Source organism: Fischerella sp. JS2, assembly GCF_032393985.1.
Classification (GTDB): domain Bacteria; phylum Cyanobacteriota; class Cyanobacteriia; order Cyanobacteriales; family Nostocaceae; genus Fischerella.
In genome coordinates this window covers 3,444,546-3,468,538 of sequence record NZ_CP135918.1, presented here as the reverse complement: position 1 = coordinate 3,468,538, position 23,993 = coordinate 3,444,546, and the positions used below count along the sequence as shown (strand labels likewise).

22 protein-coding genes and 1 pseudogene are annotated in these 23,993 nt (G+C 41.7%); 9 read left to right on the top strand and 14 right to left on the bottom strand.

Annotated features, from left to right (window positions below; genetic code table 11):
• Nucleotides 1-10: 10 nt before the first annotated feature.
• The 3 genes from RS893_RS14580 to smc form a co-directional block, all read right to left on the bottom strand.
• Nucleotides 11-400 carry a DNA-binding protein gene (locus tag RS893_RS14580; protein ID WP_315791790.1) on the bottom strand — a complete coding sequence of 130 codons (390 nt, stop codon included), beginning with the start codon at nucleotides 398-400 and terminating at the stop codon, nucleotides 11-13.
• A 165-nt stretch (nucleotides 401-565) separates the two neighbouring features.
• Nucleotides 566-1,561: a PRC-barrel domain-containing protein gene (locus RS893_RS14575; protein ID WP_315791789.1), complete on the bottom strand. Its 996-nt coding sequence runs from the start codon at nucleotides 1,559-1,561 to the stop codon at nucleotides 566-568.
• 58 nt (nucleotides 1,562-1,619) lie between these two features.
• A complete protein-coding gene (gene smc / locus RS893_RS14570) occupies nucleotides 1,620-5,309 on the bottom strand; it encodes a chromosome segregation protein SMC (RefSeq protein WP_315791788.1) in 3,690 nt (1,229 codons plus the stop codon).
• A 1,282-nt stretch (nucleotides 5,310-6,591) separates the two neighbouring features.
• On the opposite strand from smc, the gene RS893_RS14565 reads away from it, so the two are divergent.
• On the top strand, nucleotides 6,592-7,155 hold the full coding sequence (locus RS893_RS14565; protein ID WP_315791787.1) for a 2'-5' RNA ligase family protein: 564 nt from the start codon (nucleotides 6,592-6,594) through the stop codon (nucleotides 7,153-7,155).
• A gap of 219 nt (nucleotides 7,156-7,374) precedes the next feature.
• Here RS893_RS14565 and RS893_RS14560 read toward each other — a convergent pair.
• Together RS893_RS14560 and RS893_RS14555 are read right to left on the bottom strand one after the other, a co-directional pair.
• A pseudogene (locus tag RS893_RS14560) lies at nucleotides 7,375-7,947 on the bottom strand (Uma2 family endonuclease).
• A 57-nt stretch (nucleotides 7,948-8,004) separates the two neighbouring features.
• Nucleotides 8,005-9,846, bottom strand: coding sequence for a tetratricopeptide repeat protein (locus tag RS893_RS14555; RefSeq protein ID WP_315791786.1), 1,842 nt, complete (start codon nucleotides 9,844-9,846; stop codon nucleotides 8,005-8,007).
• 346 nt (nucleotides 9,847-10,192) lie between these two features.
• On the opposite strand from RS893_RS14555, the gene RS893_RS14550 reads away from it, so the two are divergent.
• Nucleotides 10,193-10,792 carry a DnaJ domain-containing protein gene (locus RS893_RS14550; RefSeq protein WP_315791785.1) on the top strand — a complete coding sequence of 200 codons (600 nt, stop codon included), beginning with the start codon at nucleotides 10,193-10,195 and terminating at the stop codon, nucleotides 10,790-10,792.
• Here the strand turns inward: RS893_RS14550 and rnc are convergent.
• Entirely contained in the window at nucleotides 10,784-11,473 is a 690-nt protein-coding gene (gene rnc / locus RS893_RS14545) for a ribonuclease III (protein ID WP_315791980.1), read from the bottom strand. The two genes, RS893_RS14550 and rnc, sit on opposite strands and share 9 nt — an antisense overlap.
• Nucleotides 11,474-11,580: 107 nt before the next feature.
• On the opposite strand from rnc, the gene RS893_RS14540 reads away from it, so the two are divergent.
• The 6 genes from RS893_RS14540 to RS893_RS14515 all read left to right on the top strand — a co-directional run bounded on the left by RS893_RS14540 (nucleotide 11,581) and on the right by RS893_RS14515 (nucleotide 14,033).
• Nucleotides 11,581-12,174, top strand: coding sequence for a Uma2 family endonuclease (locus RS893_RS14540; RefSeq protein ID WP_315791784.1), 594 nt, complete (start codon nucleotides 11,581-11,583; stop codon nucleotides 12,172-12,174).
• A gap of 99 nt (nucleotides 12,175-12,273) precedes the next feature.
• Nucleotides 12,274-12,639 carry a CHAT domain-containing protein gene (locus RS893_RS14535; RefSeq protein ID WP_315791783.1) on the top strand — a complete coding sequence of 122 codons (366 nt, stop codon included), beginning with the start codon at nucleotides 12,274-12,276 and terminating at the stop codon, nucleotides 12,637-12,639.
• A gap of 39 nt (nucleotides 12,640-12,678) precedes the next feature.
• Complete coding sequence (locus RS893_RS14530; protein ID WP_315791782.1) at nucleotides 12,679-12,816, top strand: hypothetical protein; 138 nt, start codon at nucleotides 12,679-12,681, stop codon at nucleotides 12,814-12,816.
• Entirely contained in the window at nucleotides 12,764-12,934 is a 171-nt protein-coding gene (locus tag RS893_RS14525) for a hypothetical protein (protein ID WP_315791781.1), read from the top strand. Before RS893_RS14530 ends, RS893_RS14525 begins: the two co-directional genes overlap by 53 nt.
• Before the next feature lie 131 nt (nucleotides 12,935-13,065).
• On the top strand, nucleotides 13,066-13,191 hold the full coding sequence (locus tag RS893_RS14520) for a hypothetical protein (RefSeq protein WP_315791780.1): 126 nt from the start codon (nucleotides 13,066-13,068) through the stop codon (nucleotides 13,189-13,191).
• Between the two features lie 365 nt (nucleotides 13,192-13,556).
• Nucleotides 13,557-14,033: a hypothetical protein gene (locus RS893_RS14515; RefSeq protein ID WP_315791779.1), complete on the top strand. Its 477-nt coding sequence runs from the start codon at nucleotides 13,557-13,559 to the stop codon at nucleotides 14,031-14,033.
• A gap of 335 nt (nucleotides 14,034-14,368) precedes the next feature.
• On the opposite strand, the gene RS893_RS14510 is transcribed toward RS893_RS14515, so the two are convergent.
• A complete protein-coding gene (locus RS893_RS14510) occupies nucleotides 14,369-14,956 on the bottom strand; it encodes a Uma2 family endonuclease (RefSeq protein WP_315791778.1) in 588 nt (195 codons plus the stop codon).
• Nucleotides 14,957-15,098: 142 nt separating this feature from the next.
• On the opposite strand from RS893_RS14510, the gene bchD reads away from it, so the two are divergent.
• Nucleotides 15,099-17,216, top strand: a complete 2,118-nt coding sequence (gene bchD / locus RS893_RS14505) for a magnesium chelatase ATPase subunit D (protein ID WP_315791777.1) — start codon at nucleotides 15,099-15,101, stop codon at nucleotides 17,214-17,216.
• A 502-nt stretch (nucleotides 17,217-17,718) separates the two neighbouring features.
• Here the strand turns inward: bchD and RS893_RS14500 are convergent.
• From RS893_RS14500 to RS893_RS14470, 7 genes are all read right to left on the bottom strand, one after another.
• Nucleotides 17,719-19,254, bottom strand: a complete 1,536-nt coding sequence (locus RS893_RS14500; protein ID WP_315791776.1) for a SagB/ThcOx family dehydrogenase — start codon at nucleotides 19,252-19,254, stop codon at nucleotides 17,719-17,721.
• Nucleotides 19,255-19,757: 503 nt separating this feature from the next.
• Entirely contained in the window at nucleotides 19,758-20,798 is a 1,041-nt protein-coding gene (locus tag RS893_RS14495; RefSeq protein ID WP_315791775.1) for a 1-acyl-sn-glycerol-3-phosphate acyltransferase, read from the bottom strand.
• 147 nt (nucleotides 20,799-20,945) lie between these two features.
• On the bottom strand, nucleotides 20,946-21,329 hold the full coding sequence (gene arsC / locus RS893_RS14490) for an arsenate reductase, glutathione/glutaredoxin type (protein ID WP_315791774.1): 384 nt from the start codon (nucleotides 21,327-21,329) through the stop codon (nucleotides 20,946-20,948).
• Between the two features lie 42 nt (nucleotides 21,330-21,371).
• Entirely contained in the window at nucleotides 21,372-22,067 is a 696-nt protein-coding gene (locus RS893_RS14485; RefSeq protein WP_315791979.1) for an MIP/aquaporin family protein, read from the bottom strand.
• Complete coding sequence (locus RS893_RS14480) at nucleotides 22,033-22,173, bottom strand: hypothetical protein (protein WP_315791773.1); 141 nt, start codon at nucleotides 22,171-22,173, stop codon at nucleotides 22,033-22,035. Before RS893_RS14480 ends, RS893_RS14485 begins: the two co-directional genes overlap by 35 nt.
• A 244-nt stretch (nucleotides 22,174-22,417) precedes the next feature.
• The gene (locus RS893_RS14475; RefSeq protein ID WP_315791772.1) at nucleotides 22,418-22,741 is read right to left on the bottom strand and encodes a metalloregulator ArsR/SmtB family transcription factor; all 324 of its coding nucleotides are present in this window, start codon (nucleotides 22,739-22,741) and stop codon (nucleotides 22,418-22,420) included.
• A gap of 33 nt (nucleotides 22,742-22,774) precedes the next feature.
• Entirely contained in the window at nucleotides 22,775-23,986 is a 1,212-nt protein-coding gene (locus RS893_RS14470; RefSeq protein WP_315791771.1) for an aspartate aminotransferase, read from the bottom strand.
• Between the last annotated feature and the right edge of the window lie 7 nt (nucleotides 23,987-23,993).

Genomic DNA, 23,993 nt, shown 5'->3' with positions numbered 1-23,993 from the left:
AAAAGGTTAATTAAATAATTTCTAGTTCTTGATAGCCTGTTTGTTCATCTATTGTTCTGGTAAAAGCAAATTCTTCTGTGTATCCAATCACTATTTCCGCAGTTGTGTAGATAATACATCCATCATCAAGATGTCCACCAATAGTTTTGCCTTCTTTGTCAGCGATCGCAATGTGGAGGTGAACACCTGTGCTGGCAATTGTACCGTTAAGAGAAAGAATTTCAAATTTATCTGTTAAGACTGTACTTGTTTGTTGATTAGCAAAACGAATGGTTGCTTGTTTGAGACTACCAATGGTAGTTAGGATAAATCCCGCGTTAATCTTTTGATTGATGGCAAAAATTTTTAGGCTCTTTCTTAAATCTTCATTAGACTTGAGTCTAAAAGCAACTACTTTCATAGAGTATTGATAAATCTTCTAGTTTGTGGAAATAGAAAATGCGATCGCTTCAAAGTCTGCAAAACTACCCCTAATTAAAAATCCCCGACTTTTCTCCAAAGCCGGGGTTTTATACTTGAACGTTATTAGTTTTTGCTCACTGATAACTGTCCACTGTTCACTGATTTAATACCCGCCTTCTTCTTCGTACTCTGGCATTTTCTCTTTCACTTTCTTGGGAATGTTTACCGGCTTTGGTGGTTCATCATCCCAAGCGTCGCGTTTGAGATCGTCGTCGTAATCATCATATTCTTCTGTATATGATGATTTGGTGGTATAAGGCTGGGGTGGTTCGTAGGGTTGGGCTTCATACCTATCTTTACCCGTGGCTTCACTCCAGTTGTCTTCTTCCTCTTCTTCTTCGTAGCGGATGGACTCGTAAGATCGTGCTTCCATCACCCGTCGTTGAGGACGTTCTTCCTCATAATAGTCTTCGTCCCATTCCTGTTCTACCACAGGTTCGGGAGCGCGAACTTTAGGCTTAATTGGTTCTATTGGCACTCCACTCGGTAACTGGTTGGAAGGTGCTACTGTTCGGGGAGCGTAGTTGTAATCTTCTACGTCTTCCCGCTCCCAAGGCGCTCTACCGATACCAAGACGCTCTAGAATACCAACTGTTAGCTGAGTTACCCGTTCTTCAGCACCCTCGAATACAATGAGCCTGTTAGGGCCTGTACTAACGATTTCTTCTACTGAAAGTTCATAGGTACTTAAGAAAGAATCAGGAATTTGGGGTAGTCCTAAGGAGGCGATAGTGATAGAATATATTTTCCCTGTCTCGCCGTTGAACTTGAAGCCCCGGACTTTACCTAAGACTTCACCTGTTTCTGTAATTACTTCCCAGTTAATCAGGTTGCTGAAAACCTCAACCTCAATGTCTTCGATGACATCCTCGTTATCAACCAAAATCACATCCCCGATTTGGTTGATGTTGTTGAGGTACATATAGCGCGGTATGCCAGAGACGGAGATCAGGCTGTCTCGTAAGCCAAGAGCCACAACCTCTCGCTGATCTACATCAACCCAGACTTGACTGACTATGCCTAGCCTTTTACCGTTGTCACGGGTGATTACCTGGGTATTTAAAATATCGGAACGCCTAATTATCTGTTCAGAGGTCATTCTATACCGAGTCCTGATCTCGAATCCGGTTTATCTATACACTATTATTAACAAAAACTCAAGCCGACGTATTAGATGATTGTAACTTAATACCCAGCACTTGAGTAAAAGCTCCTCTTGCTTGAGTAACGCCAATCGTGCGTTCGGCTGATTCTATCATCGGGCGACGCAAACTCACAACTATAAATTGTGCTTGTTGCGCCTGTTGTTTAATCATTTTAGCTAATCGTTCCACGTTTGCCCCATCCAGAAACATATCTACTTCATCAAATGCATAAAATGGCGAAGGACGATACCTTTGGAGAGCAAAAATAAAGCTTAAAGCTGTGAGAGATTTTTCTCCCCCAGACATGGACGCAAGGCGCTGTACTGGTTTACCTTTAGGATGTGCGACTAAATTTAAGCCGCTACTAAATGGATCTTCGGGATTGTCGAGTTGCAAATAGCCGTCGCCTTCAGAAAGGGTAGCAAAAATTGATTTAAAGTTTTCATTGACGGCATCGAATGCTTCTTTGAAAGCGCGTTGACGCAAAGTAGTAAAGTTTTCAATTCTTAACAATAATTCTGTACGTTCTGCTTCTAATGTTTGCAATTTTTGAGTGAGTTCTTCTAAACGTTTTTGAGTTCGTTCGTATTGTTCTAACGCCAGCATATTCACTGGTTCCATTGCTTGCAGGCGCTTGGCAAGCGATCGCAATTCTTTTTGTAATTCTTCTAAATCGACTTTATCTGGTACTTCTGGTAACGGCGATGGTAAATCCGCCGCTACTGTTTGCAGTTGTGCTTGGACGTTAGCTAGTTCTTCCCGGCGCGTTTGCTGGGTTTGTTGGAGTTTTTGAATTTCCCACTCTAATTGTTGTTGACGTTGGGTGTCAGCACGCAATTCCTGTTCGGTGCGATCGCGTTTTTGTTTTTCTTCGCCCAAATTCGCTTCCATTTCACTCAAACGCTGGCGGGTTTGGAAAATTTGCTCCTCAATTGTGGTGATTTCAGTGGAGACACGATTCATCGCGTCTCTACAAGTGGTTTGTTGGGTTTGGTATTCAATAATACGTTGTTCGGATTCTTGAATTTTCTCCTGTAAGCGCTGTTGCTGATTTTCTAGATCTTTGAGGTTTTGTTCGGCTGAGCGTAATGCTTGTTCTCGTTGTTGTAATTGTTGCTCTTGTTCTTTGATCACAGCTTGGATTTGCTGCCATTCCTGGGGAGTTTGGGAGGCTTCCAACTCTGCGAGTGCGTGGCGTAGTTGTTGTAATTGTTGCTCTTGTCCTGGTAAATCCCGATCCAGAATTTCCAAACGTGATTGAGCAGAAGTTAACTTTTCGGTATTTTGGCTAAGTTGCGATCGCGTCGTTTCTAACTGGGTAGTGAGGGTTTTGATTTCTTTTTGTAACTGTTCTAGTTGCAACTGCTGTTCGCGTCGTGTTTGACGTGCTTCTGTCAATTCTTGCGAAAGCTGTTTGGTGCGAGTTGAAAGAGATGCGATCGCTTCGGTACAACGTTCTAAAATTCGATCAATATCTCCCAATCGTTTTTTCAGCGCCAAAACTTCTTCCGATTCCGCCGCTTCACCACTCCCAAAGCGCAACGCCGAACGCTGGAAGACGCTACCGCCAGTCATCGCGCCACTGGTTTCTAACAATTCGCCTTCGAGGGTGACAATCCGGTAAAGTCCCAAATTTTTACGAGCATGTTCTAAGGTGGAAAACACAACTGTATTGCCAAAAACGTAGGCGAACACATCCCGATAACGGGGCGCACACTCTACTAAGTTCACAGCATAGCCGATAAAACCTTGGGCTAAACGCAGCGTTGCATCGGGTGTAAATTTCGGAGTCTGAATTTTATTTAATGGTAAAAAAGTCGCTCTCCCAGCACGCTTTTGCTTTAACAATTCAATTCCGGCGGCGGCGATCGAATCGTCTTCTACCACAATGTGTCCTAGACGCGCACCAGCAGCAATTTCCAAAGCGAGTTGAAAACGCGGTTCCACTCGCCCTAACTTGACAACCATCCCACAAATACCAGGCATTCCTGATTGTAGAATGACTTTACTCGCGCCAGTACCTTGGACTTCTTGTTGTGCTTGTGCTTGTGCTTCTAATTTATCTAATTGGCGTTGTTTTTCCCGTTGTTCTTGTAATAGGCGCTTTTGGGTTTCCTGTTGAATTTGTAGTTCTTGTTCTGTGGCGGTGAGATTTTCCGCTAATGCTTGAATTGGTTCGCTAGAGGAATTAACTTCTGTTTCTAGGCGACTACACTCAGTTTGTTTTTCTGCAAGTTGTGGTTCTAGAGTTTGAATTAACTGGGTTTGTTCTTGAATTTGCTGTTGGAGTTGGTTGTTTCGTTCCCTTAGCTGTGCTTGTTCAGTGCGTTGGGGTTCGACGGTTTGCAGCAAAGTTTCAATTTGGCGATTGAGTGCTGTTTGTTGTTGTACCCACGCTTCCGAAGCAGAAGCAATTTCTGCTGCTGCTTGACGAGACTTTTCTAATTCTTGTTGAGTTGCATCTCGTTGTTGTTGTAGAGATACGAAATTTTGCGTTTGTTCACTCTGTTGTTGCACCAGTTGTTCTATAGTTTGCTGGTGCTGTTGAATTTTTTGCTGAGTTTGAACAAGACGCTTGGCTGTTTCTTGGGATGCTGTTTCTAGTTCTATTTGCTGGCGCTGGAGTTGTTTACGTTCGGCTTCTTGGTTAGCGAGGGTGGATTGTACTGCTAACAGTTCTTCTTCTCCCAATGCTTTCACACGGGCGTTGAGTTGTTCAAGTTCGATATTTTTTTGGGTAATTTGGGTGTTAAGGTGAGTAAGTTGTTCGGTGAGTTCGGTGGAAGTGCGATCGCCTGCTTGAATTTGGTTCGCTAACTTTTCTTGATGATTTTGCAGGGTACGCCAAGATAAAACCGCTTCCCACTTTTGTTTTTCTAAGTATTCAGTGCGGAGTTTTTGGTATTTTTCGGCTTTGGCTTTATCTTGAGAGAGGCGATCGCACTGTGCAGTTAACTCTGTCTCAATAATTCGACAACTGTCTTCTTTTTCGCGAACTTCTTCTAAAGTGTCTTTCGCTTGATTAATTTTACGGTCAAAGGCTGCCACCCCTGCCAACTCATCAATAATTTCGCGCCTTTCCCGTGCATTCATCGAAATAATACTAGTTACATCCCCTTGCAAAACGACGTTGTAACCTTCTGGATAAACGCGCAGGTGTTCTAATTCTTCGTGTAACTCTGTGAGAGTACTGGGAATACCATTAATGTAATAGTTTGATGTATAAGTTCCTTGGGGAGTCACCCGTAGCCTGCGGGTGACACTCCATTCTCCACCGGGTATGGCGCGGATTTTTTGTTTGCGATTTTTCTCGTCTTCTATTTGTTCCACCCCCTCTATATCCTCCTCTGCAACGGGGGTTTCGTCATCGAAGCTGTCGACTTCGACAGTAGAAACAATCGGTTCAACTTCTAAAAATTCATCTGGTTCATGATCCGATAAATCAAACGTCACAGTCACACTAGCTTCGACAGCAGCACGAGATTTGCTAGTTTGGGTAGTGTTGACGAGATCGGGTAAGCGATCGGCGCGCATTCCCTTAGAACTAGCGAGTCCTAAGCAAAATAGCAGTGAGTCGAGAATATTCGATTTTCCGGAACCATTAGGCCCAGAAATAACAGTAAACCCCGGCAACAGAGGGACAGAGGTTGTGCCACCGAAGGATTTAAAATTGGTAAGTTCAACCCTTTTTATATGCACCATAGGCGCTGATTAGTGGGGAAGGCGGAAAGTTCAAGTGTATCAGTGAAAGTAGTAAATAGTCATTGGGGAATGGGGATCGCGTAGAGTTCTAGTACTCTATTAAGGCAACTCGGTTAAACTTTTTTCTTTGCGTTCTTTGTGTATGAATACTTGATTCAATTGTCCGGCAAAACATGGGATTGGAGGTATATCACTATAATTTTTCACAACTTCAATAGTGGGGCGAGTATTATTCGCTTTGAGACGATATTTGACAATCAAAATAGTATTGTCGATACCTTGATGAATATTAAAGGCGATTTTATTTTTGGTATCTGCTCTGGAAAAGGATCTTTAGCTATCGCTGATACTGCGAATGCGCTGGATATCCTCTTGCATTGACAAGTTTAATTTAGTTCCCCTCAATGTGTTTTTTATATTAATTATTACCAGAAAATAGCTAATTTACTTAAAATAAATGAGGTCTAGCAGAAGCCTGCTAGACCAGAAATTTTATTTAGAACTAGAACGCGATCGCAATTAATTAAAAATGTATTGCGTCACTAAGAGTTATCGATGGGAGTAATTACAACAACTAAGGGTGGACAGTAAGACACTGCAAATTAGTTCATATACATAGGAAGCTCAAAAGAAAGCACTCACCGAGTTAAAAATTAAACAGTGCAACTGAAAACAAATGTGATATTCAAGTGAACTATTGCAATGCTGGACTTTGGCAGGAGGCACAAGCTTTTGCCCGTAGGTTAAGTATATTAACGTGTGCCTGTCGTTAATGCGACTTAATTATATACAACTAGATTATTCAGATTTTGCTCAAAAGTCAAGTGCATTCTTAAGATAATATTAAAAAATAAGCTTTTTTGATTTTTAGTGATAAATAGCAGAGCGTCAGACTTTTTGAATTTGGCTTTTAGAAGAGGAGGTTGAGAGGTTCATCGAACTAATGTTATATTATTTGACTGATGCTCTAGAGCTTAATAAAGTATTAAATAGAGTAAATTCATTTAGGACTTACGCAGTAGTAACGGAAAAACGAACCACCCTCCGGGTACTCTACTTTGAAGCCGCCCTTACGGGCGTCTACGCCAGTCCCCCTACCCTTACCTTAAGCCACTGTCGCAAAGCGACACGCTGTGCGAACGTGTCTACGTGACGAAAACCGCCTTTTTGGGGGGCTGGAGTCACAAAGAACACAAAGAAAGAGGCTTTCAGAGAGATTTTGCGTAAGTCCTATTGATTATTTGATAACTGATCACTGATAACTGGTAACTGATAAACTTCCTTGCAAAAATCACAAACTCTTTTTTTCATTGCCCTGCTGCCACCACTGGAAATTCAGGATTATGTCAACCAAATAAAGCAGCACTTTGCCCTCCACTACGCCAGTCGTCACGCCCAAAAATCTCCACCTCACATTACTCTACAACCACCTTTTGAATGGTCTGATCAAAACCTGCCAGTATTAGAAGCATGTTTGCAGGAATTTGCCAGCAGCCAAAATCCAATACCAATTACCTTAAGTGGATATGGTGCTTTTGTTCCCCGCGTCATCTATATTAATGTGGTGAGAAGTTCAGAGCTATTGGCATTGCAAGCGAATTTAATGACACACTTAGCCGATCAATTGGGAATTGTTGATCAGGTATCTTTAACTCGACCTTTCGCACCTCATATGACAGTGGCGTTTAAAGATTTAACACGGCAGAATTTTAGATCTGCTTGGCCAGAGTTTGAGAAGCGTGAGTTATATTTTGAATTTACAGCAGATAATTTGACATTACTGCGACACGACGGTAAGCGGTGGAATGTGAAAGCAGAGTTTCCATTTGTGATTGGCGATCGCTAATTAAAACGCACCAGGGACGCAAAGTCAGCCCACAGAGAAGTTTGTAGACGCGCTTTGCGTGGCTTCCCGAAGGGTGCGGAGGTTTCCTCCGTTAGCGTAAGATCCTCGCGATCGCGAGGATCAAAGCTTCGGTGGGGACGCAGAGTTTTTTTAGAGGGAATTCACTAGGAATTAATGGAAGGCTTGACTTGATACTTCATACTTCAGCCTTCAGTTGACTTACCAAATCTCTGTTAAATCTAAGATAAATCCTGGTAGTACGTCTTCACCTGATACATTACTGGGATGATCTAATATTTCTATATCTTTTCGTTGTCTGTAGATTTCAACTTGGCGATTTTTTCGGTTAATCAACCACCTTAACTTGGCTCCATTTTTCATATATTCTTTCATCTTGTCGCGCAAAGTTTCTAGGCTGTGGGAGGGCGATCGCAATTCCACGACAAAATCTGGACATATAGGTGCAAAACCTTCTTGTTCTTCTTTTGTGAGTTTTTCCCAGCGTTCCAATTTTATCCAAGCTGCATCCGGAGAGCGATCGGCCCCGTTTGGTAAGTGAAATCCTGTAGAAGAATTAAAAGCTTTGCCTAATTTGGTTTGACGGTTCCAAAGCTAAAGCTGTCCTTCAATATCTAGGTTATGGTAGCCAGTATCGCTTCCTGTAGGGGGTATAAGTATTAATTCTCTGGTTGTTCTTTCTAGTCTGATGTCATAGTTAACACTAGCGAGTTCCTTGAACTGTTCATGAGTGACTTCAAAGTCTGGAGGGATGGCAATGGTTAGGTTAGGCATAGGGAAAGCTTTACAATAATTACACTACAGTCAGTCCTTAACTAAAAATAATCATCTCTACATCTCGCCTCTATATTCTTCTAACAACTGTGGAATATAATCGTACCCATCCACACCAATTACAGAAATAATTTTGGGGCGATTTTGCTGCAATGCGTTTTGAAAACCTTCTACCCCAAGTTGACCTTGTAATATTGTTAGTAATCTCGCTACTTTTCGCCATTCTTGGGAAGCAATTTGGTTCAATAAATACATTCCCAAACAACCTGTGTAAATTGCTCTGGCAAAATTTGCTGAGTTATAATTCGCTTCACCTAAATTAGCTAAATTCAATCCTTGGAGATATAAATCACCGGATATTTGCGCTGTTTTAAAGCCTTCTTCTAAATATTTAATAGCATTTTGGGAATCTCCAATTACCAAATAAGCAATACCTAAACTGCTTAAACACAAAGCTTTACTTTGGACATCGCCTAATTGTTCGGATAGTTTTAAACCTTGTTGCAAATAGTTAATCGGCATTTCATAGGTTTCGGGTTCTATTTGCTCTTGTTGTTGAGCCTGCATGACTTCGCTGTAACCCAAGTTTACCAAGGCATAGGCTTCTCCTGTCCTATCCCCTGTTTGCCGACTCATGATTAATGCTCTTTGACTATAATCTATTGCCTCTGCATATCTTTGCTCTTGCACATAAGTACGGCTAAGATGGTTGAGATTAGCTATTTCACAGGGGCGATCGCCTGCATGACGAGCAATCTCCAAAGCCTGTTGATGAAAGTTAATTGAACTTTCGTATTGTCCCAACGCTCGTTGTGAGTAGCCTAAAATTGTCAATATCCGGGCTTTTTCTTGGGTTCCTTCGACTCTCCGCAATGGTTCATCTAGGTAATTCAGGGTATCGCGCAAGTAACTACCAGAAAAGGAAGCGAAGATCCCACCATACAAGGGAAAATACTGAGCTTGACTAAATAATCGCAATATTTGTAACATCACTTGCGAAGCTGCATTATTGTAGGTGATATCTTCACTAAAACCATTTGCTAGTTGACTCCAGATGACTGCAAAAGTCAAATATGTAGAAATAGAAAGCTTAGAACCAGCTTTAACGTTGTAAGGTTGTTGGTCAAACCAGTGGACTAATCCCCGTTGCAGGTATTGTAAGATGAGTGTAATTTCTACCCAATCTCTCAGGCTGACTTGGTACTGCCTAGCAAATTCAATCGCAGATTGTTCTGTTGCTAAGGTACGAAGCAGTGCATGGGGTAACTCGCTTTGTACTTGTTTTGCCCAAGTTGCCCAAGGACCACTTTCTTCTGGTATACCGCCAAAACCCAAAGCTTCACGATTTTGCTCGTACATCCAGCTAACTAAATGGTTTTGTAGTCGCTGCCAAGATGCAACGCCACGAGCAATACCTTCAGAAATTTGCTGTAAATCAGAATCTGCTTGGGCAAACTGTTGTAAAGCTTTTGACAATTGCTGAAGCTGTTGTAAGTTGAGGCGATACTTGCTGTTTGGATCTGTGACGCGTAAAAAGGTAGCCAGTCGTTCCTCAGTTGAGGCTGTAGTAATTTCTTTAACTGCGGTAGCTGTGGCTTCTGTGGCTTTGTTTTGTTCTTGTACCCGTTGCCATTGACTTTGGATTGTTTTTATGGCCCTAAGACTACGGGTAGCTTTGGCTTTTTTGAGTTCGTCTTTTTCGTTGTCTACTTGCTGCTGAATACTATTAAGGCGATCGCTCAATGCCAATTCAAATATTTCCCCCGTTCCAGCCGTGATACCATTGAGCAGGATTTGATACACTTGCTCAACAGAACTGATCTTGCCCTTGAGGGTAATTTCAACAATTTCATCGACTAAAGCCAGGTAGCGATCGCGAACAGATACAGACTCAGACACTTTCCAAACCAAGACACACTACGTCAATTCTAATTGTTGTCTTAACTTGGATGTAGAACGACACAGGGTTAATAACACGAAACACATTGTTAAAACATCCGTATAAGCTGCTAGTAGCAGGATATGTTAGTTGGGTTGTCAGAGGCAATCTCCTCATTTTCAAGCTAGTCCCAATGAAAAAATTTCACCGCTAGGCATGAAAAAACCTCACAAGAACAGCCCCTCTCCTTCCCTACCTCCCCACACTCCCTGTTCCCTAAAAATGGCAATTTGGTCTTTATGATTAAGTACCTTAAGGATTAAGCTATATGCTGATAGCTGATACTAATGCTTCTTGTAGATCACGATGGATCTTGGAGATTGCTACCGTTTGTTGGGTTTAAGGTCGGGTGCTTCTTTTGCTGATATTAAAGCGTCTTATCGACGATTGGCGCAGCAGTATCATCCCGATATCAACCCAGATGACAACAAAGCCAAAGATAAGTTTATTGCCTTGACTGAGGCATACAGGTTGCTATTGCAAGTGGTAGCCCCACAGGAAATAGCCCCACAGCCAACTCAGACAGCAACTGTAACTCGCCCGGAACCAACCGTTACAGAAAAGCCGAAAACAACACCGCAAACCAAACCGATGCCACAACCGCCTCAAGTGTCGGAAATTGAACAACAATTGAAGTGGCAAACTTACGAACAATTGCAAATATTTTTGAAACAAAGAAGATTCCCGCAAGCGATCGCCTTAGCAGAGGCTTTAGCAACACGTCTACCAGAAGATGCAGAAGTACGTCAATGGCAAGCGATCGCTTATCAAATTTGGGGACGGGTTTTAATTAAAGAAAATCAGCCGCTTAAAGCCAAAATATATTTGAAAAAAGCCCTCAAAACAGACCCTCATAACAAAGCTTTGTGGAATGAGGTGCAGCAGGACTTTCAAAAATTAGAGTAAATTTTTTGAGTTTTCTTTCACCTTCACCAAAGCATCTTCAGCAGCAGCTTTCTCAGCATCTTTTTTGCTGCGTCCCCTACCTATGCCATAAACTTTTTCACCCACAAATACCTTAGCAACGAATTCTGGTGCGTGAGAATAACCTCCCACTTGTTCTGTCACATACTTAGGTGGAGTAGGGGTAATGTTCTTTTGCACCCATTCTTGAAAGCGATTTTTTGAGTCTACATTCGCCCGATGATCAACAATATTTTCTGGTACATCTGCAAACAGTGGTTCCACAACTGCCCGAATCGCCTCGATGTCAGAATTATTATCTAAATAATAAGCACCAACCACGGCTTCAAAGGTACTACTGAGTAAATTCGGGTTTTGAAAACCGCCATCGAGAATTGCACCTTTACCTAACCGCATTCGTAAATCTAAACCTACCTCGATCGCAAACTTAGCTAGTTGCTTCTCATCTACCAATGCCGATCGCCTTCTAGTTAATTCATCTTCTCCTTTTTCAGGGTAACGGCGATAGAGATATTGACCACTGAGGAAATTGAGTAAAGCATCACCAAGAAATTCCAAACGTTCGTTGTGTTCGCCTTCTGTTGGGTTTTCATGGACATAGGAACGGTGTGTCAGCGCTTGGCGTAGAAGTTTGTCATCATGAAATATTAAAAGTTTGTGCATCTCGGGCAATTTCTCTTTCATGCCATTATTATCGAAAAATTTCAATATCAATATTGTTTAAGGAAAAGTTAGCCTAAAATGTAACGCTATTGAAAAGGAAAGCCGTTATGAACCAGACAGCAAGCGATGCTCCGAAGGAGCCGCTACGCGAACGCGTACGCTGGACTACCACAGACATAAACCTCCTACCCGAAAACGAGGGTACGCGCTATGAGATTATAGATGGAGAATTATTCATGACCAGAGCGCCCCACTGGAAGCATCAACGTAGTTGCGGTCGCATCTTCCGAGAACTTGATTTTTGGTCAGATTCTAGTGGTTTGGGACAAGCAAGTATTACTCCTGGCGTTCTGTTTTCAGAAACTGATAATGTGATCCCAGATGTGGTTTGGGCGAGTCATGAACGTTTAGCGGTTCTGTTAGATGAAGCGGGACATTTAACAGGCGCACCGGATTTAGTGGTAGAGGTGTTATCGCCTGGTGTGGAAAATGAACGCCGCGATCGCGAAGCGAAACTCAAGCTTTATGCATCACGGGGAGTCAAGGAATATTGGATTGCAGATTGGCGATTGCAACAAGTTGAAGTTTATCGGCGGGAAAATGCGAGGTTAACATTAATTGCAACGCTGCTGGATAATGATGAATTGAGTTCTCCTTTGTTGCCTGGTTTTAGTTGTGCTGTGAGTCGATTTTTTGTGTAATTAAGCTTTACTCAACTATTAATAAAATCCCAGCTTTAGATTTGGATTCAGCAACTAAGTGTGATATTTTTTACTGATTTAACTCTTATACTTGCCTGAATGAACAGTGATATTCCGATCAAAATCCTGTTTCTAGCGGCCGATCCCAGTGATGCTTCTGGGTTATGCTTAGGGCAAGAGTTACGAGATATCAAAGAAAGACTGCAAATTGCTAAAGAGCGAGACAAGTACCTGCTAGAACAAAGAGAATCAGTTCGTGTAAGAGATATTACTCAGGCAATATTTGATGTCAAGCCGCAAATTATACACTTTTCTGGGCATGGGACAAGTCAGAGTGAGCTTGCTTTTGAAAATGAACTGGGTAATTATCAGCTTGTAGAACCTGAAGCTTTGGCTGCAATGTTCGAGTTGTTTGCCGACCAGGTCAAGTGTGTAGTGCTAAATGCTTGTTATTCTGAAATTTAAGCCAAAGCAATTGCTGAACATATCCCCTTTGTAATTGGGATGAATGATCAGATTGGTGACAAAGCAGCCATAGCTTTTGCTGCTGATTTTTACAAAGCATTAGCAGGCGATCGCACTATCGAAGATGCATATAATAGTTCAGCTAGTCGGTTTCCTGTTAGTTCGCCGCTACAATGACTATATTTTTGAGCAGGGACGCACCCGCAACCCAACTTTCACGCTTGAGGATGTGGAAGCAGTAATTAATGATCCGAAGTTATTTCAACAGGGACGCTACTATTTTGATGGAGTGTGAGGTCAGGCGGCGCAGGGTGCTGCTGGTCAACAGGAAATTCTCAAGGTGCTTGCTGATCATCCAGAAAGGTTGAGTCAAGAGGCGATAAATTTTAGAGACGCGATGTTCCTCGCGTCTCTACGATGATCAATATGGATAAGGAAAGTTTACAGGAAGCACTGAAGACTCTGAAGCGTCATGATGTTGTTGAGGAGACTGAGGAACGTTGGCGAATTATTGTAGAATTATTTCGCCGTTGGGTATTGCAATTATTGTAAATATAGTGATTTTGGACGAGCGTAAAATATAAAACCTCACCCCGCCCTATCGGGCACCCCTCTCCTTACCAAGGAGAGGGGCAGGGGTGAGGTGTATTCTACTCAAATGCAAAGTGGTAGGGTGGGTTATGGACATTAGTCCTAACGCACCAGGGATCTAGGATGGTGCGTTGCGCTACTATCGGACACCCCTCTCCTTACCAAGGAGAGAGGCAGGGGTGAGGTGTATTCTACTCAAATGCAAAGTGCTATAACTTTGTGCGATCGCTCTACTTCTGTGGGAACTATAACAATAGATGACTCTTTTGCACCTGTGGGTAGCAAAGTTGTCATTTCCCCAGTAATATCACCAGAGAAAATTGACTATGGCTTATCAAAATGTTACTGCTACCCTTTCAGAAGCGGATCTTCAAGAAATCAAAGCAGCACTGCAAACAATTCAAAAAAAGCTACCCTTTCTAATTACCTTGAGTAACGAAGAAAGACGCAAGTTAGTCAAAATGGGTGATAAAAGTCTAGCTTTTGTCAACAATAGTCTCACTGCTGCTCAGTCCAACCGCGACATTCTACCACCGAGTTTTGATTTAGAAGAATTTGTCCGGGATTATCAATTAGCCAATTCTCTCACAGAAGTTTTACTCAGACTGCGCCAACTCACAGAACAAGTCGATGATACTCTCTTGGCAGTTGGTAGCGAAGCCATGAGCAGCAGTTTAACGGTTTATGATTACGTCAAGACAGCTGCGAAAAAGACTCCCGGATTAAAAACCCTGGCTGAACAGTTAGGCGAACGCTTCAAGGCTATTAAAAACAAACCCGTTAAAGCTAATTGTGTCTCGTAAGCAGAAAAAAGACTCGTTGATGAGTATTATGATCTCGTCAATGAGTCTTGATAACTCGTGAATGAGGATCAGAACCTGGTTGATGAGTCTTCGCATGTCGTGATTGAGTCTTTAAGTCTCATACGCGAGTATTCATAACTTTGTTAATGAGTATTTTTAGCTCGTGCGTGAGGATCAGAACTTCGTTAATGAGTGTTAAAGCTTTGTTATTGGGTCTTGGGGATTCGTGAATGAGTATTAGAAGCTGGTTGATTTAAATTAGCGCTTTTAAACGCAGAGGGACGCAAAGGTAAGCGCAGAGGAACGCGGAGTTTTTGTATACGTTTCTTTTGTTCTTAAGCATTTTGTTTTGGTGGCAATACCTTACTTAAATTGAGGGATAATTCTGGAAAGCAAGGCAAGGATATCGCTTGATTAGATAAGACAATTCTTTTATTCAAATAGCCATATTTACTTTGATAATCTTGATATGGTTCGCTGTAATATTCTAAATTATTATCACCCAAATTAAATATCCAATAATCAGTAATACCTGCTTGAGCATAAAGAGTTTTTTTCACATCTTGATCATAATCTAAAGAAGAATCGGCAACTTCTATAACTAACAACACATCAGCAGGTTGAGAGTGAGCACAAGCGTAATCATCAGAGCTATTTTTGAGAATAGCAAAATCTGGTTCTGGTTCGCTGTTGGGTGGTATGGTTATCGGGGCTTGAGTTTGTAAAGTTGCTCTGTCTCCCACAAGTTTTGGGAGTTCCTTTAATAATCTTCTTAAAAAAGTTTCATGGGCTTTGCCCTTTGCTACCATTTGAATAATTTCTCCGTTGATTAGTTCAATGTGATCATCCTCCCCGAAAAAGCCCAATTCTGTGAGTTTGTGGTATTCAGCTAGTGTAAAACGTTTAGCCTGAGCAATACTCATACATCCTTCCTCCCCAAAAAAGCGATCGCCCTCATCACCCCAATTACTTCCACATTAATTCTAATCTCCCCCCACCTCCCCACTGCCTCTATATGTCCCAGATTTGGTAAGCTAAAAACCTAGACAAACTATTATAAAAACCATGCCTGCGCCTACTATCACTCCTACAACTACCACCTTTCCTTTGCCCGCCGTTGTCGGTCAAGAAGCCATCAAACTAGCTTTACTCTTAGCAGCAGTCGATCCGGGGTTGGGGGGGGTAGCGATCGCAGGTCGTCGCGGTACGGCAAAATCTGTCATGGCGCGTGCGATCCACGCCCTACTACCACCAATTGAAGTTGTCAAAGGTTCGATCAGCAATTGCGACCCCAATCACCCAGAGGAATGGGATGATAAATTACTGGCAGAGTACCCTTCCCTCACCCTCGCCGTTGACGGGGTAGAAACTGAAGTTATTCCTGCACCCTTCGTCCAAATTCCTTTAGGAGTCACCGAAGACCGTCTCATCGGTTCTGTGGATGTGGAACAGTCGGTGAAACAAGGGCAAACTATTTTTCAACCAGGACTACTCGCCGCCGCTAACCGAGGTGTCCTCTATGTCGATGAAATTAATTTATTAGATGACCAAATTAGCAACCAACTTTTAACAGTATTATCTGAGGGACGCAACCAAATTGAGCGGGAAGGTATAAGTTTCCAGCATCCCTGTAAACCATTATTTATTGCCACTTACAACCCAGAAGAAGGGGCTTTACGAGAACATTTACTTGATAGAATTGCCATTGTTCTTTCTGCTGATGGTGTTTTGGGTTTAGACCAAAGAGTGCAAGCAGTCGAAGTTGCGATCGCCTACTCCAAATCTCCTCAAGAATTTCTCCAGCAATACAGCGAAGATATCGACGCCCTCAAAACCCAAATTATCTTTGCGCGGGAATGGCTAAAAGATGTCTGCATTACCCACGACCAAATCACTTACTTGGTAGAAGAAGCAATCCGGGGAGGAGTCCAGGGACATCGGGCGGAATTATTCGCTGTCCGTGTTGCCAAAGCCTCAGCAGCATTGGATGGACGCACCCAAGTCAACGCCGATGATTTGCGTCGTGCGGTGGAATTAGTCATAGTCCCACGCGCAACTCAGATCCAGACACCTCCACCCGATCAACAACAACCTCCACCACCGCCACCCCCTCCCCAAGACGAACAAGAACCTGACGACGACAATCAAGAACAGGAAGAAGAGGAAGATAAGGAAGAACAACAGGAACCACCCAACATTCCCGAAGAATTTATCTTTGACCCCGAAGGAGTTGTTCTGGATCAGAGTGTGCTTTATTTTGCTCAAATGGCACAGCGACACGGTAAATCTGGTAGTCGTAGCTTAATCTTCTCCGAAGACCGGGGACGTTACATTAAGCCAATGCTGCCCAAAGGCAAAGTCCGTCGTATTGCCGTAGATGCCACAATGAGAGCCGCAGCACCGTATCAAAAAGCACGACGGGAACGATATGAAAGGGGAAGAAATGGGGAGTTGGGGAGGTTGGGAGATGGGGAGAAAAATTTCACCCCATCACCCCATCACCCCATCACCCCACCCTCGAAAGGGCGGCGGGTATTTATCGAACAAGGCGATGTTCGCTCGAAGCGCTTGGCACGCAAAGCTGGGGCGTTGGTTATATTTATAGTTGATGCATCTGGTTCGATGGCGTTGAACCGGATGCAGTCTGCTAAAGGTGCAGTAATGCAACTGTTGACAGAAGCATACCAAAATCGTGATCAAGTAGCCTTAATTCCCTTCCGAGGAGAACAAGCAGAGGTATTATTACCACCAACACGTTCGATCGCTTTAGCCCGGAACCGCTTGGAAAGATTACCCTGTGGTGGCGGTTCCCCACTAGCACACGGTTTGACACAAGCTGTCCGCGTTGGGTTAAATGCCCAGATGAGTGGAGATATCGGGCAAGTCGTACTCGTGGCAATTACTGATGGACGAGGTAACATTCCTTTATCGCGTTCTTTAGGTGAACCGCAAGAACCAGGAGAAAAGCCAGATATCAAAGCCGAGTTGTTGAATATTGCTGGAAGAATCCGGGCTTTAGGAATGCAGCTGTTGGTGATTGATACTGAAAGTAAATTTGTTTCCACTGGCTTTGCCAAAGAAATAGCCAAAACAGCAGGAGGCAAATATTATCACTTGCCCAAAGCCACAGACAAAGCGATCGCTGCCATGACTAAAGGTGCGATCGCCGATATTAGAAAGTAGTCTTCTTGAAGAAGGTACACAGAGGAGAGGGCAGAAGGCACAGCTGCCTAATAACTACATAATATTATCAATAAGCACCATTTTTCTTGAGAGGGGCTGTTCTTGTGATGTGAAATGGAAATTGTAAGTCATCAGGCGAACTTGATATTACTTGAAATTTTCTAAGAGTAACACTTTTACGATTCTTGTTGCCCCTTAACAGATTAGGAAAATTCTTAATTACGAACACTCTCTTGAAAATAGACTTTTGCCAAAGACCTATTGAACTGCTTTCTATGAAGGCTTGGGTAGGGTAAGATAGCGATCGCATGTCATCGATTTCTTGTGAAAGTTTGCGCTTCAAGTTACATCTGTCTTGCAACAATCAGCCCAAACCCGCTTCCACAGGTTAAAACCCCTATTCCGGTTAGCTTTCAGCTAACTTAGGCTTTTAGCCCCACATTTATTTGAGGGCGGGATTTTGCGCTACTTTCTTATCCATCAATTTAAACTTGACAAATAGCTACCTTGGTCTTCCTAAAGTAGTCACATACAAAACTACCTCTTCCGCAGGAATACCTAAAACATCATTCACTAGGTCATCAAAGAAACCACCAATACCGCTAACACCTAAGCCGAGGCAAATAGCTGCTAAATTGAGTCTTTGTCCTAAATGACCAGCATCTATATGTAAGTAACGGTAAACGCGATCGCCATACTGGGCAATGGCTGCTTTGAGATCAGCTGTATGGAATAATACCACTGCTGCATCCCGCCCTAAATCTTGTCCTAAACAGAGGAAATGTAACTCACGCCGAAAATTTTTAAAGCGAATTTGGCGTAATTCTTGGGCTTTGGGTGCGTAATAATAACAACCAGACTCTAATCCATTAACTCCAGAAACAGCAATAAATGTTTCAATTAAATTGAGGTCAAAGTAGTCTGGAGAAATATCAAAGCCTTGGTCGATATAATTTTGAGGTTGGTAAGTAAAATCAAGTAAAGCTTTTAATTCATCAAATGTTAAATCTTCACCTGTATAAGCACGAGTAGAACGACGCTTGAGAATCGTACTTTCTAAATCTATTAGCTTTTCACCCCAGTTAATTGGTGCTGTTACAGTAGAAATTTTTTGACAAAAAGGAAAATTGTATTTATCCTCTAAAGATTTTTCTTGTTTAACCTCAGGTAAATTGAGCTTACCAGTAATTCCTGGTTGGATCTGGGTTGCTTGATGGAAGTATTTCAGTAACTCGCCATCGGGAATTTTAGGATAATTAGTTTCTGTAGCAGAAGGTAAAGCAGTTCGCCACGTTGGTAAGTTCTGTTGAATATCTAGCATATCTGCTAGAGGCAGAACTGCGATCGCTCCTTCTTGTAGAGAATCAATATAAAGCAACTCATTTACCGCCTCATCCACAAAGCCGCCTATTAAGTGAGGACGATAGTTAGTAATACTACCAGCTAACTCGATATTACCTAATAAATGTCCTGTGTCTAAAAAAATACGACGATATGCCCTATCCTCATAGCGCCATGCAGAACGATAAAAAACCGCAGTAATAATAATTGCCAGTTGGGTACTCTCTAAAGCGGGATGCCACAAACAAGCTTCTTGCAAAGCTTGCCAAACGTCACTTTCCCAAAAATGCATCAAAGAATGACTCCGACACTGGTAATTATACAGTCCTGGAGGTAACAACGACGTACCACGAGAAACTACATACACTTCCGCCGGATATAACCCACCAGCACTAGGCGCAGCACGGAGATATACTGCACTTCCCATCGAAGGCATTCTCGCAGTTAGTCCATAACTGCAAAACAAAAGCCGTGATAATCTTTGCCACCATTGCGCTTGTGGATTATGAGTAAAAGCTTCTGGCTGATTTTGAATATAGGGCTTAAGGTCAAAAGTAGAACCTATTTTATACTCTTTAAACGGCACTGGCTGCTTTGCCCAGTCTAACCCTCTACTTCTAAAAGCAATAGTCTGAGGGTCATACTTAGTGCGTTCGTGGTAGTGCTGAGCAATAGAAGATTGGCGTAGTTCTGGCATAAGAATTTAAATATGCTTCTGCTACAATCTTGGCATTTCTGAGTACTAATATTTCGTTATAAATTGTACAAACCTATTACTAGTCTTTGAAGTTTTTGTAAGATTGGTATGAATAATACATTGCTCTTTACAAACATAAAATTTTTAATGTCAAAATTGAAACAACCTTTTCTTGCAAGATTTGGACATGAATAGATGTATTATTTGAATCAAGTATAAAGCTAATTGACTGTGTAGAATAGGAAATTATATACCTTAATTTTATAAATTTAGATAACTAAGTAAGTCGTCGGCAACAAATAAAACTATGATATGAAACTTGAACATTATTGAAATCCTTTCCAAAGACGAATGACAACCCTGGTCAGTTAGCTTTATCTATATCTATACCAACCTGACTTGAGAGTAACTTCACCCCATCAAGAGAGGACACCGCTCTCAGTAAGGAGAGGGGAGGGGTGAGGTTTTTTATTATTTTTCGTGTACGCAGTTCTAACGGCTACTTACTTTTTGATGAGTTTATTAATTTGATTTTGAATTTTTTCTCGTAATGCTTGTGCTTGTTGATAACTTACTGCACGTTTCTTATCTGAACTATTTTTATAATTTTGTTGTAGATGAGTTGTTTCTAAAGGTTGAATAAAGTAACGTAGATGACTTTTGGCTGCCCAAACACCCATAGATGGAAACAGAATGAATACCAACATTAAAGGCGATAAAGGTAAAAAAGGTAATTTGAATAATCTCTGTAATCTTTGAAAGTTAGTAGCCCAAGGATGTAGATGCTCATTACCAATACAAATTATAGGTAAAATCGGAATTTGCAAACGTTGGCTCAACTGGATAAAACTCACATCAAACTTTTCTAATTGATAACGTTTTTGCCAACCTTTTCTTGGTCCCCGTAACCCTTCTGGTGCATATAAAAGAATCGTGTGATCTTGCAAAGCTGTACTAAATTCATTTAACTCTGCTCTCACACCACCCAAAACTGTTGACCATCCAGGTGGCAACCACCAAATCATCCAAGCATGATCAAATAGAGATACACCAGCTAAGGTTTTTAAGATCCATCCTCGCTCTTTACCTAATAAATAACATAAGGATAAAAAATCCCAAGGAAAACACATTCCTGCATGGTTCATGGCTACCAGCATTGGTTTTGTATTTGGTAAGTTTTCTAATTGATGCAATTCACTATGAAAATAATGTTCAACAATAGGAGCTAAGATTTCCTGACTAAAAACTTGTTGATAGCTAGGATCAAATTCACTAGTTTCTTGTCGTGGACTCCGACATCCAAGACGCAACCAACGAATAAATATTGCTAAATAAAAACCACCAGGAATTAAAAATAAAATATACTCTAACCAATTCCAACCATCAGTATCGCAATGATAATGCTGCCAGTGGCGGTTAAATAAAATTAGCCAACCAGGAGGATACCATAAGCAAAACCAGTCAAACCAACTAAATTTATATCCATTACTAGAAGGAGATTCAATTGATGAGTTAACTATATTTTCTTGATTTTGATTAATCACAGTTAACAATAAATTTAAAATTATACCAAATTAATATATTAAGCTTTAAAATTTGTTAATTACATCTTGCTTCAGACATAAAACAAAAAGTTCATAGTGAGCATTTAAGCATTGACTACAAACTTTAAATAATTATTATTTTTGTTTTTAGCGGAGTTCTGCAAGCAATTTCACGACTTGTTCTTTGACTTGCTCACGGACACGGCGGAAGGTTTCAATTGATTCTCCTTCTGGATCTTCAAGTTGCCAGTCTTCAAATACTTCTGTTGTCACCCAATTCTCTGGCAAATTCACTCCACAGCCGCACAAAGAAATCACAGCATCGTAATCTTCTGGCTTAAAATCACTTAGAGGTTTGGAGGTTTGATTACTGATATCAATGCCAATTTCTGACATGACTTGGACTGTAATTGGATCTACATGAGAACCTTCTAAACCTGAACTGGTGACGGCAACTTTTCCTTGACCTAATGTACGAGTGAATCCTTCTGCCATTTGGGAACGACGAGAATTTTTTTGGCAAACAAACATTATTTTTTTCATGATTTTGTTGATAGTTGGTATTAATATCTCTTATTCTCTTAAGTCTTGAAATCCATTTGAAAGCTGGCTATATATCAACACCGCTAATTGTGTTCCCAAAATAGGTGCTAACCAATAAACCCAGTGATGTTGCCAAATACCTGCGATCAACGCCGGACCTAATGAACGCGCCGGATTCATACTTGCACCAGTAATTGGCCCCATAAACATAGCTTCCAATCCTACAGTTAGACCAATTGCTAACCCAGCAAAACCAATTGGTGCGCGGCGATCCAATCCGGAACCAAAAATTACAAACATCAAAATGAAAGTGAGAAGTGTTTCCAGGACAAAAGATTGCAACCAATTGTTATTTAGTGGTAAAGTTGCCCCCAAATTTCCAACTTTCCCTAAGCTAATTCGTAATGTAGCTGAGGCTGCGATCGCTCCAATTGATTGTGCCAAAATATACGGTAAAACTCGCCGTTTGGGAAAAAAACCACTAGTCCAAAATGCCAGTGTTACTGCTGGATTAAAGTGTGCGCCGCTAAGATGACCAATGGAGTAAATTAAAGCAGCTACCACTGCACCAAATACAAAACTAATTCCTACATGGGTAACAGCACCTTTACTGACTTCGTTCACCATTACTGCACCTGTACCCGCAAACACTAAAGTAAAGGTGCCAATTGCTTCTGCTAATACTTCTTGTCTAAATAAAAAAAATTCTTTTATCAATGATTTTATTGCCTACTGTACTGGTTTGCAGGGGAAGTTTGCGTGGATGTATGGGATTTATACCAATATCCCAAGCGCGATCGCTAATTTCTCTCCTGTCGCGTTCATGTTTCACCTTGTAGCTTATGTGATAGTTATATTTCTATCATTTCAAAAAAAGTTGATTTGTCAATGAGCAACAAGCTAGTGTTTACAAAAATCCATCAAAAAAAATTGATGAATTAGGTATACTAATTAAATTAATTGCAAATAAAATTCTCAAAAACTCTGCGAACCTTTGCGTTTAAAGACAATTGAAAATCGACCACCGATGCACACAGATAGACACAGATAGATTTTCCATATGCATTGATGTTATCTTATTGGTCTTGGCAACAACGTGCTGGCAATATCTGCTGCAAACGACTGTAATCTTCTAAATACTCCCCTAAAACAGCAAATTGAGGCAAATTAAGACTGTAATAAATCCAACGTCCTTCCTGACGGGAGAGGACTAAATCTGCTTCCTTAAGAGTCTTGAGGTGAAAGGATAGCTTGGATTGACTTACCCCCAAAGCATCACACAAATCACATACACACAATTCGCGTTCTCGTAGTAATTCCAACACCTTTAACCGTAATGGTTCGGACAAAGCATGAAAGCCAGAAATAATCGTATAGGGAATAACAGAGGGGGTTTGCATTAATCACAAGCAGATTATGAGGGTACGCCTTCTCTATTTTGAACTAGAAACGACAGCCTCGGTTTGATAACGGATATTAGCTTGTTGGAATCTGTGTAAGACTTCACCCAAGCAATCGCAATCAGCAATTAAACTAATTCGCACGTACCCTTCACCGCCACTGCCAAAGGCATTACCAGGAGTGACAACTACGCCAGTTTGTTGCAACACCCACAAGGCAAAGTCTGTGGAACTCATTCCCTCAGAACAAGGAACCCATAAATACATTGTTGCTTTGGTTTTGGGAATATCCCAACCTAATTCTGTCAAGCCTTGAATGAGAAAATCACGACGCGTACGGTAGCGAGTTTGGACTTCTTGTAAATAAGAATCTGGTAGTTGTAAAGCAGTTTCGGCAGCTGCTTGTAAGGCTGCGAAAATACCGTAATCCAGGTTAGTTTTGAGCGTCCGCAAACCTTGAATGACATGACGATTGCCCACCACAAACCCCACACGCCAACCCGCCATATTATAGGTCTTGGACATAGTGTGGAACTCCACACCAATATCTTTCGCACCGGGAATTTCTAACAAGCTGGTTGGTTGATAGCCATCAAAAGCTAACTCGGCATAACACAAATCATGCACCAAAAGAATTTCGTATTTTCTGGCAAAGGCAACGATTTCTTCAAAAAATTCGCGGGGTGCAGTTGCGGCAGTGGGATTGCTGGGGTAATTAAAATAAAGTATTTTTGCCTGTTGAGCAACAGTGTCAGGAATTGCTGTCAAATCAATTAACCAGTCATTTTCTGGTTTGAGAACCAAACTGTGGACATTTCCCCCAGCAATTACCGGGCCACGAAAATGAACCGGGTAGGAAGGTGATGGTACTAATACCACATCACCAGGATTGATGTATGCCAATGCCAAATGTGCTAATCCTTCCTTAGAACCCAGTAGTGGTAAAGCTTCGCTATCTGAATCTAAAACAACTCCATAACGACGCTGATACCAACTAGTGATCGCACGGCGGAAACTTGCAGTTCCCTCAAAGGGAGGATAGCCGTGATTACTGGGATTTTGCAAAGCAGTAACAGCAGCTTCTATAACTGGCTGCGGTGTAGCACCATCTGGGTTGCCCATGCCCAAATCAATTAAATCCAGCCCTTGTTCCCGTGCTTTATTTTTGAGTTCATCCAAACGGGCAAATGGATAGGCTGGTAATTTTTGTATGCGTCCGGCTGGGGCGATCCAATGCAAGTTCATTGATGTA

Bases quoted from the DNA above. Each gene is read 5' to 3' on its own strand.
- RS893_RS14525 (WP_315791781.1), top strand. From the start codon at position 12,764: ATGCATATAATAGTTCAGCTAGTCGGTTTCCTGTTAGTTCGCCGCTAC.
- RS893_RS14550 (WP_315791785.1), top strand. From the start codon at position 10,193: ATGGATCTTGGAGATTGCTACCGTTTGTTGGGTTTAAGGTCGGGTGCT.
- RS893_RS14520 (WP_315791780.1), top strand. From the start codon at position 13,066: ATGGATAAGGAAAGTTTACAGGAAGCACTGAAGACTCTGAAGCGTCAT.
- RS893_RS14580 (WP_315791790.1), bottom strand. From the start codon at position 400: ATGAAAGTAGTTGCTTTTAGACTCAAGTCTAATGAAGATTTAAGAAAG.
- smc (WP_315791788.1), bottom strand. From the start codon at position 5,309: ATGGTGCATATAAAAAGGGTTGAACTTACCAATTTTAAATCCTTCGGT.
- RS893_RS14510 (WP_315791778.1), bottom strand. From the start codon at position 14,956: ATGAGTATTGCTCAGGCTAAACGTTTTACACTAGCTGAATACCACAAA.
- rnc (WP_315791980.1), bottom strand. From the start codon at position 11,473: ATGCACAAACTTTTAATATTTCATGATGACAAACTTCTACGCCAAGCG.
- RS893_RS14535 (WP_315791783.1), top strand. From the start codon at position 12,274: ATGAACAGTGATATTCCGATCAAAATCCTGTTTCTAGCGGCCGATCCC.
- arsC (WP_315791774.1), bottom strand. From the start codon at position 21,329: ATGTTTGTTTGCCAAAAAAATTCTCGTCGTTCCCAAATGGCAGAAGGA.
- RS893_RS14575 (WP_315791789.1), bottom strand. From the start codon at position 1,561: ATGACCTCTGAACAGATAATTAGGCGTTCCGATATTTTAAATACCCAG.
- RS893_RS14540 (WP_315791784.1), top strand. From the start codon at position 11,581: ATGAACCAGACAGCAAGCGATGCTCCGAAGGAGCCGCTACGCGAACGC.
- bchD (WP_315791777.1), top strand. From the start codon at position 15,099: ATGCCTGCGCCTACTATCACTCCTACAACTACCACCTTTCCTTTGCCC.
- RS893_RS14500 (WP_315791776.1), bottom strand. From the start codon at position 19,254: ATGCCAGAACTACGCCAATCTTCTATTGCTCAGCACTACCACGAACGC.
- RS893_RS14530 (WP_315791782.1), top strand. From the start codon at position 12,679: ATGAATGATCAGATTGGTGACAAAGCAGCCATAGCTTTTGCTGCTGAT.
- RS893_RS14475 (WP_315791772.1), bottom strand. From the start codon at position 22,741: ATGCAAACCCCCTCTGTTATTCCCTATACGATTATTTCTGGCTTTCAT.
- RS893_RS14515 (WP_315791779.1), top strand. From the start codon at position 13,557: ATGGCTTATCAAAATGTTACTGCTACCCTTTCAGAAGCGGATCTTCAA.
- RS893_RS14470 (WP_315791771.1), bottom strand. From the start codon at position 23,986: ATGAACTTGCATTGGATCGCCCCAGCCGGACGCATACAAAAATTACCA.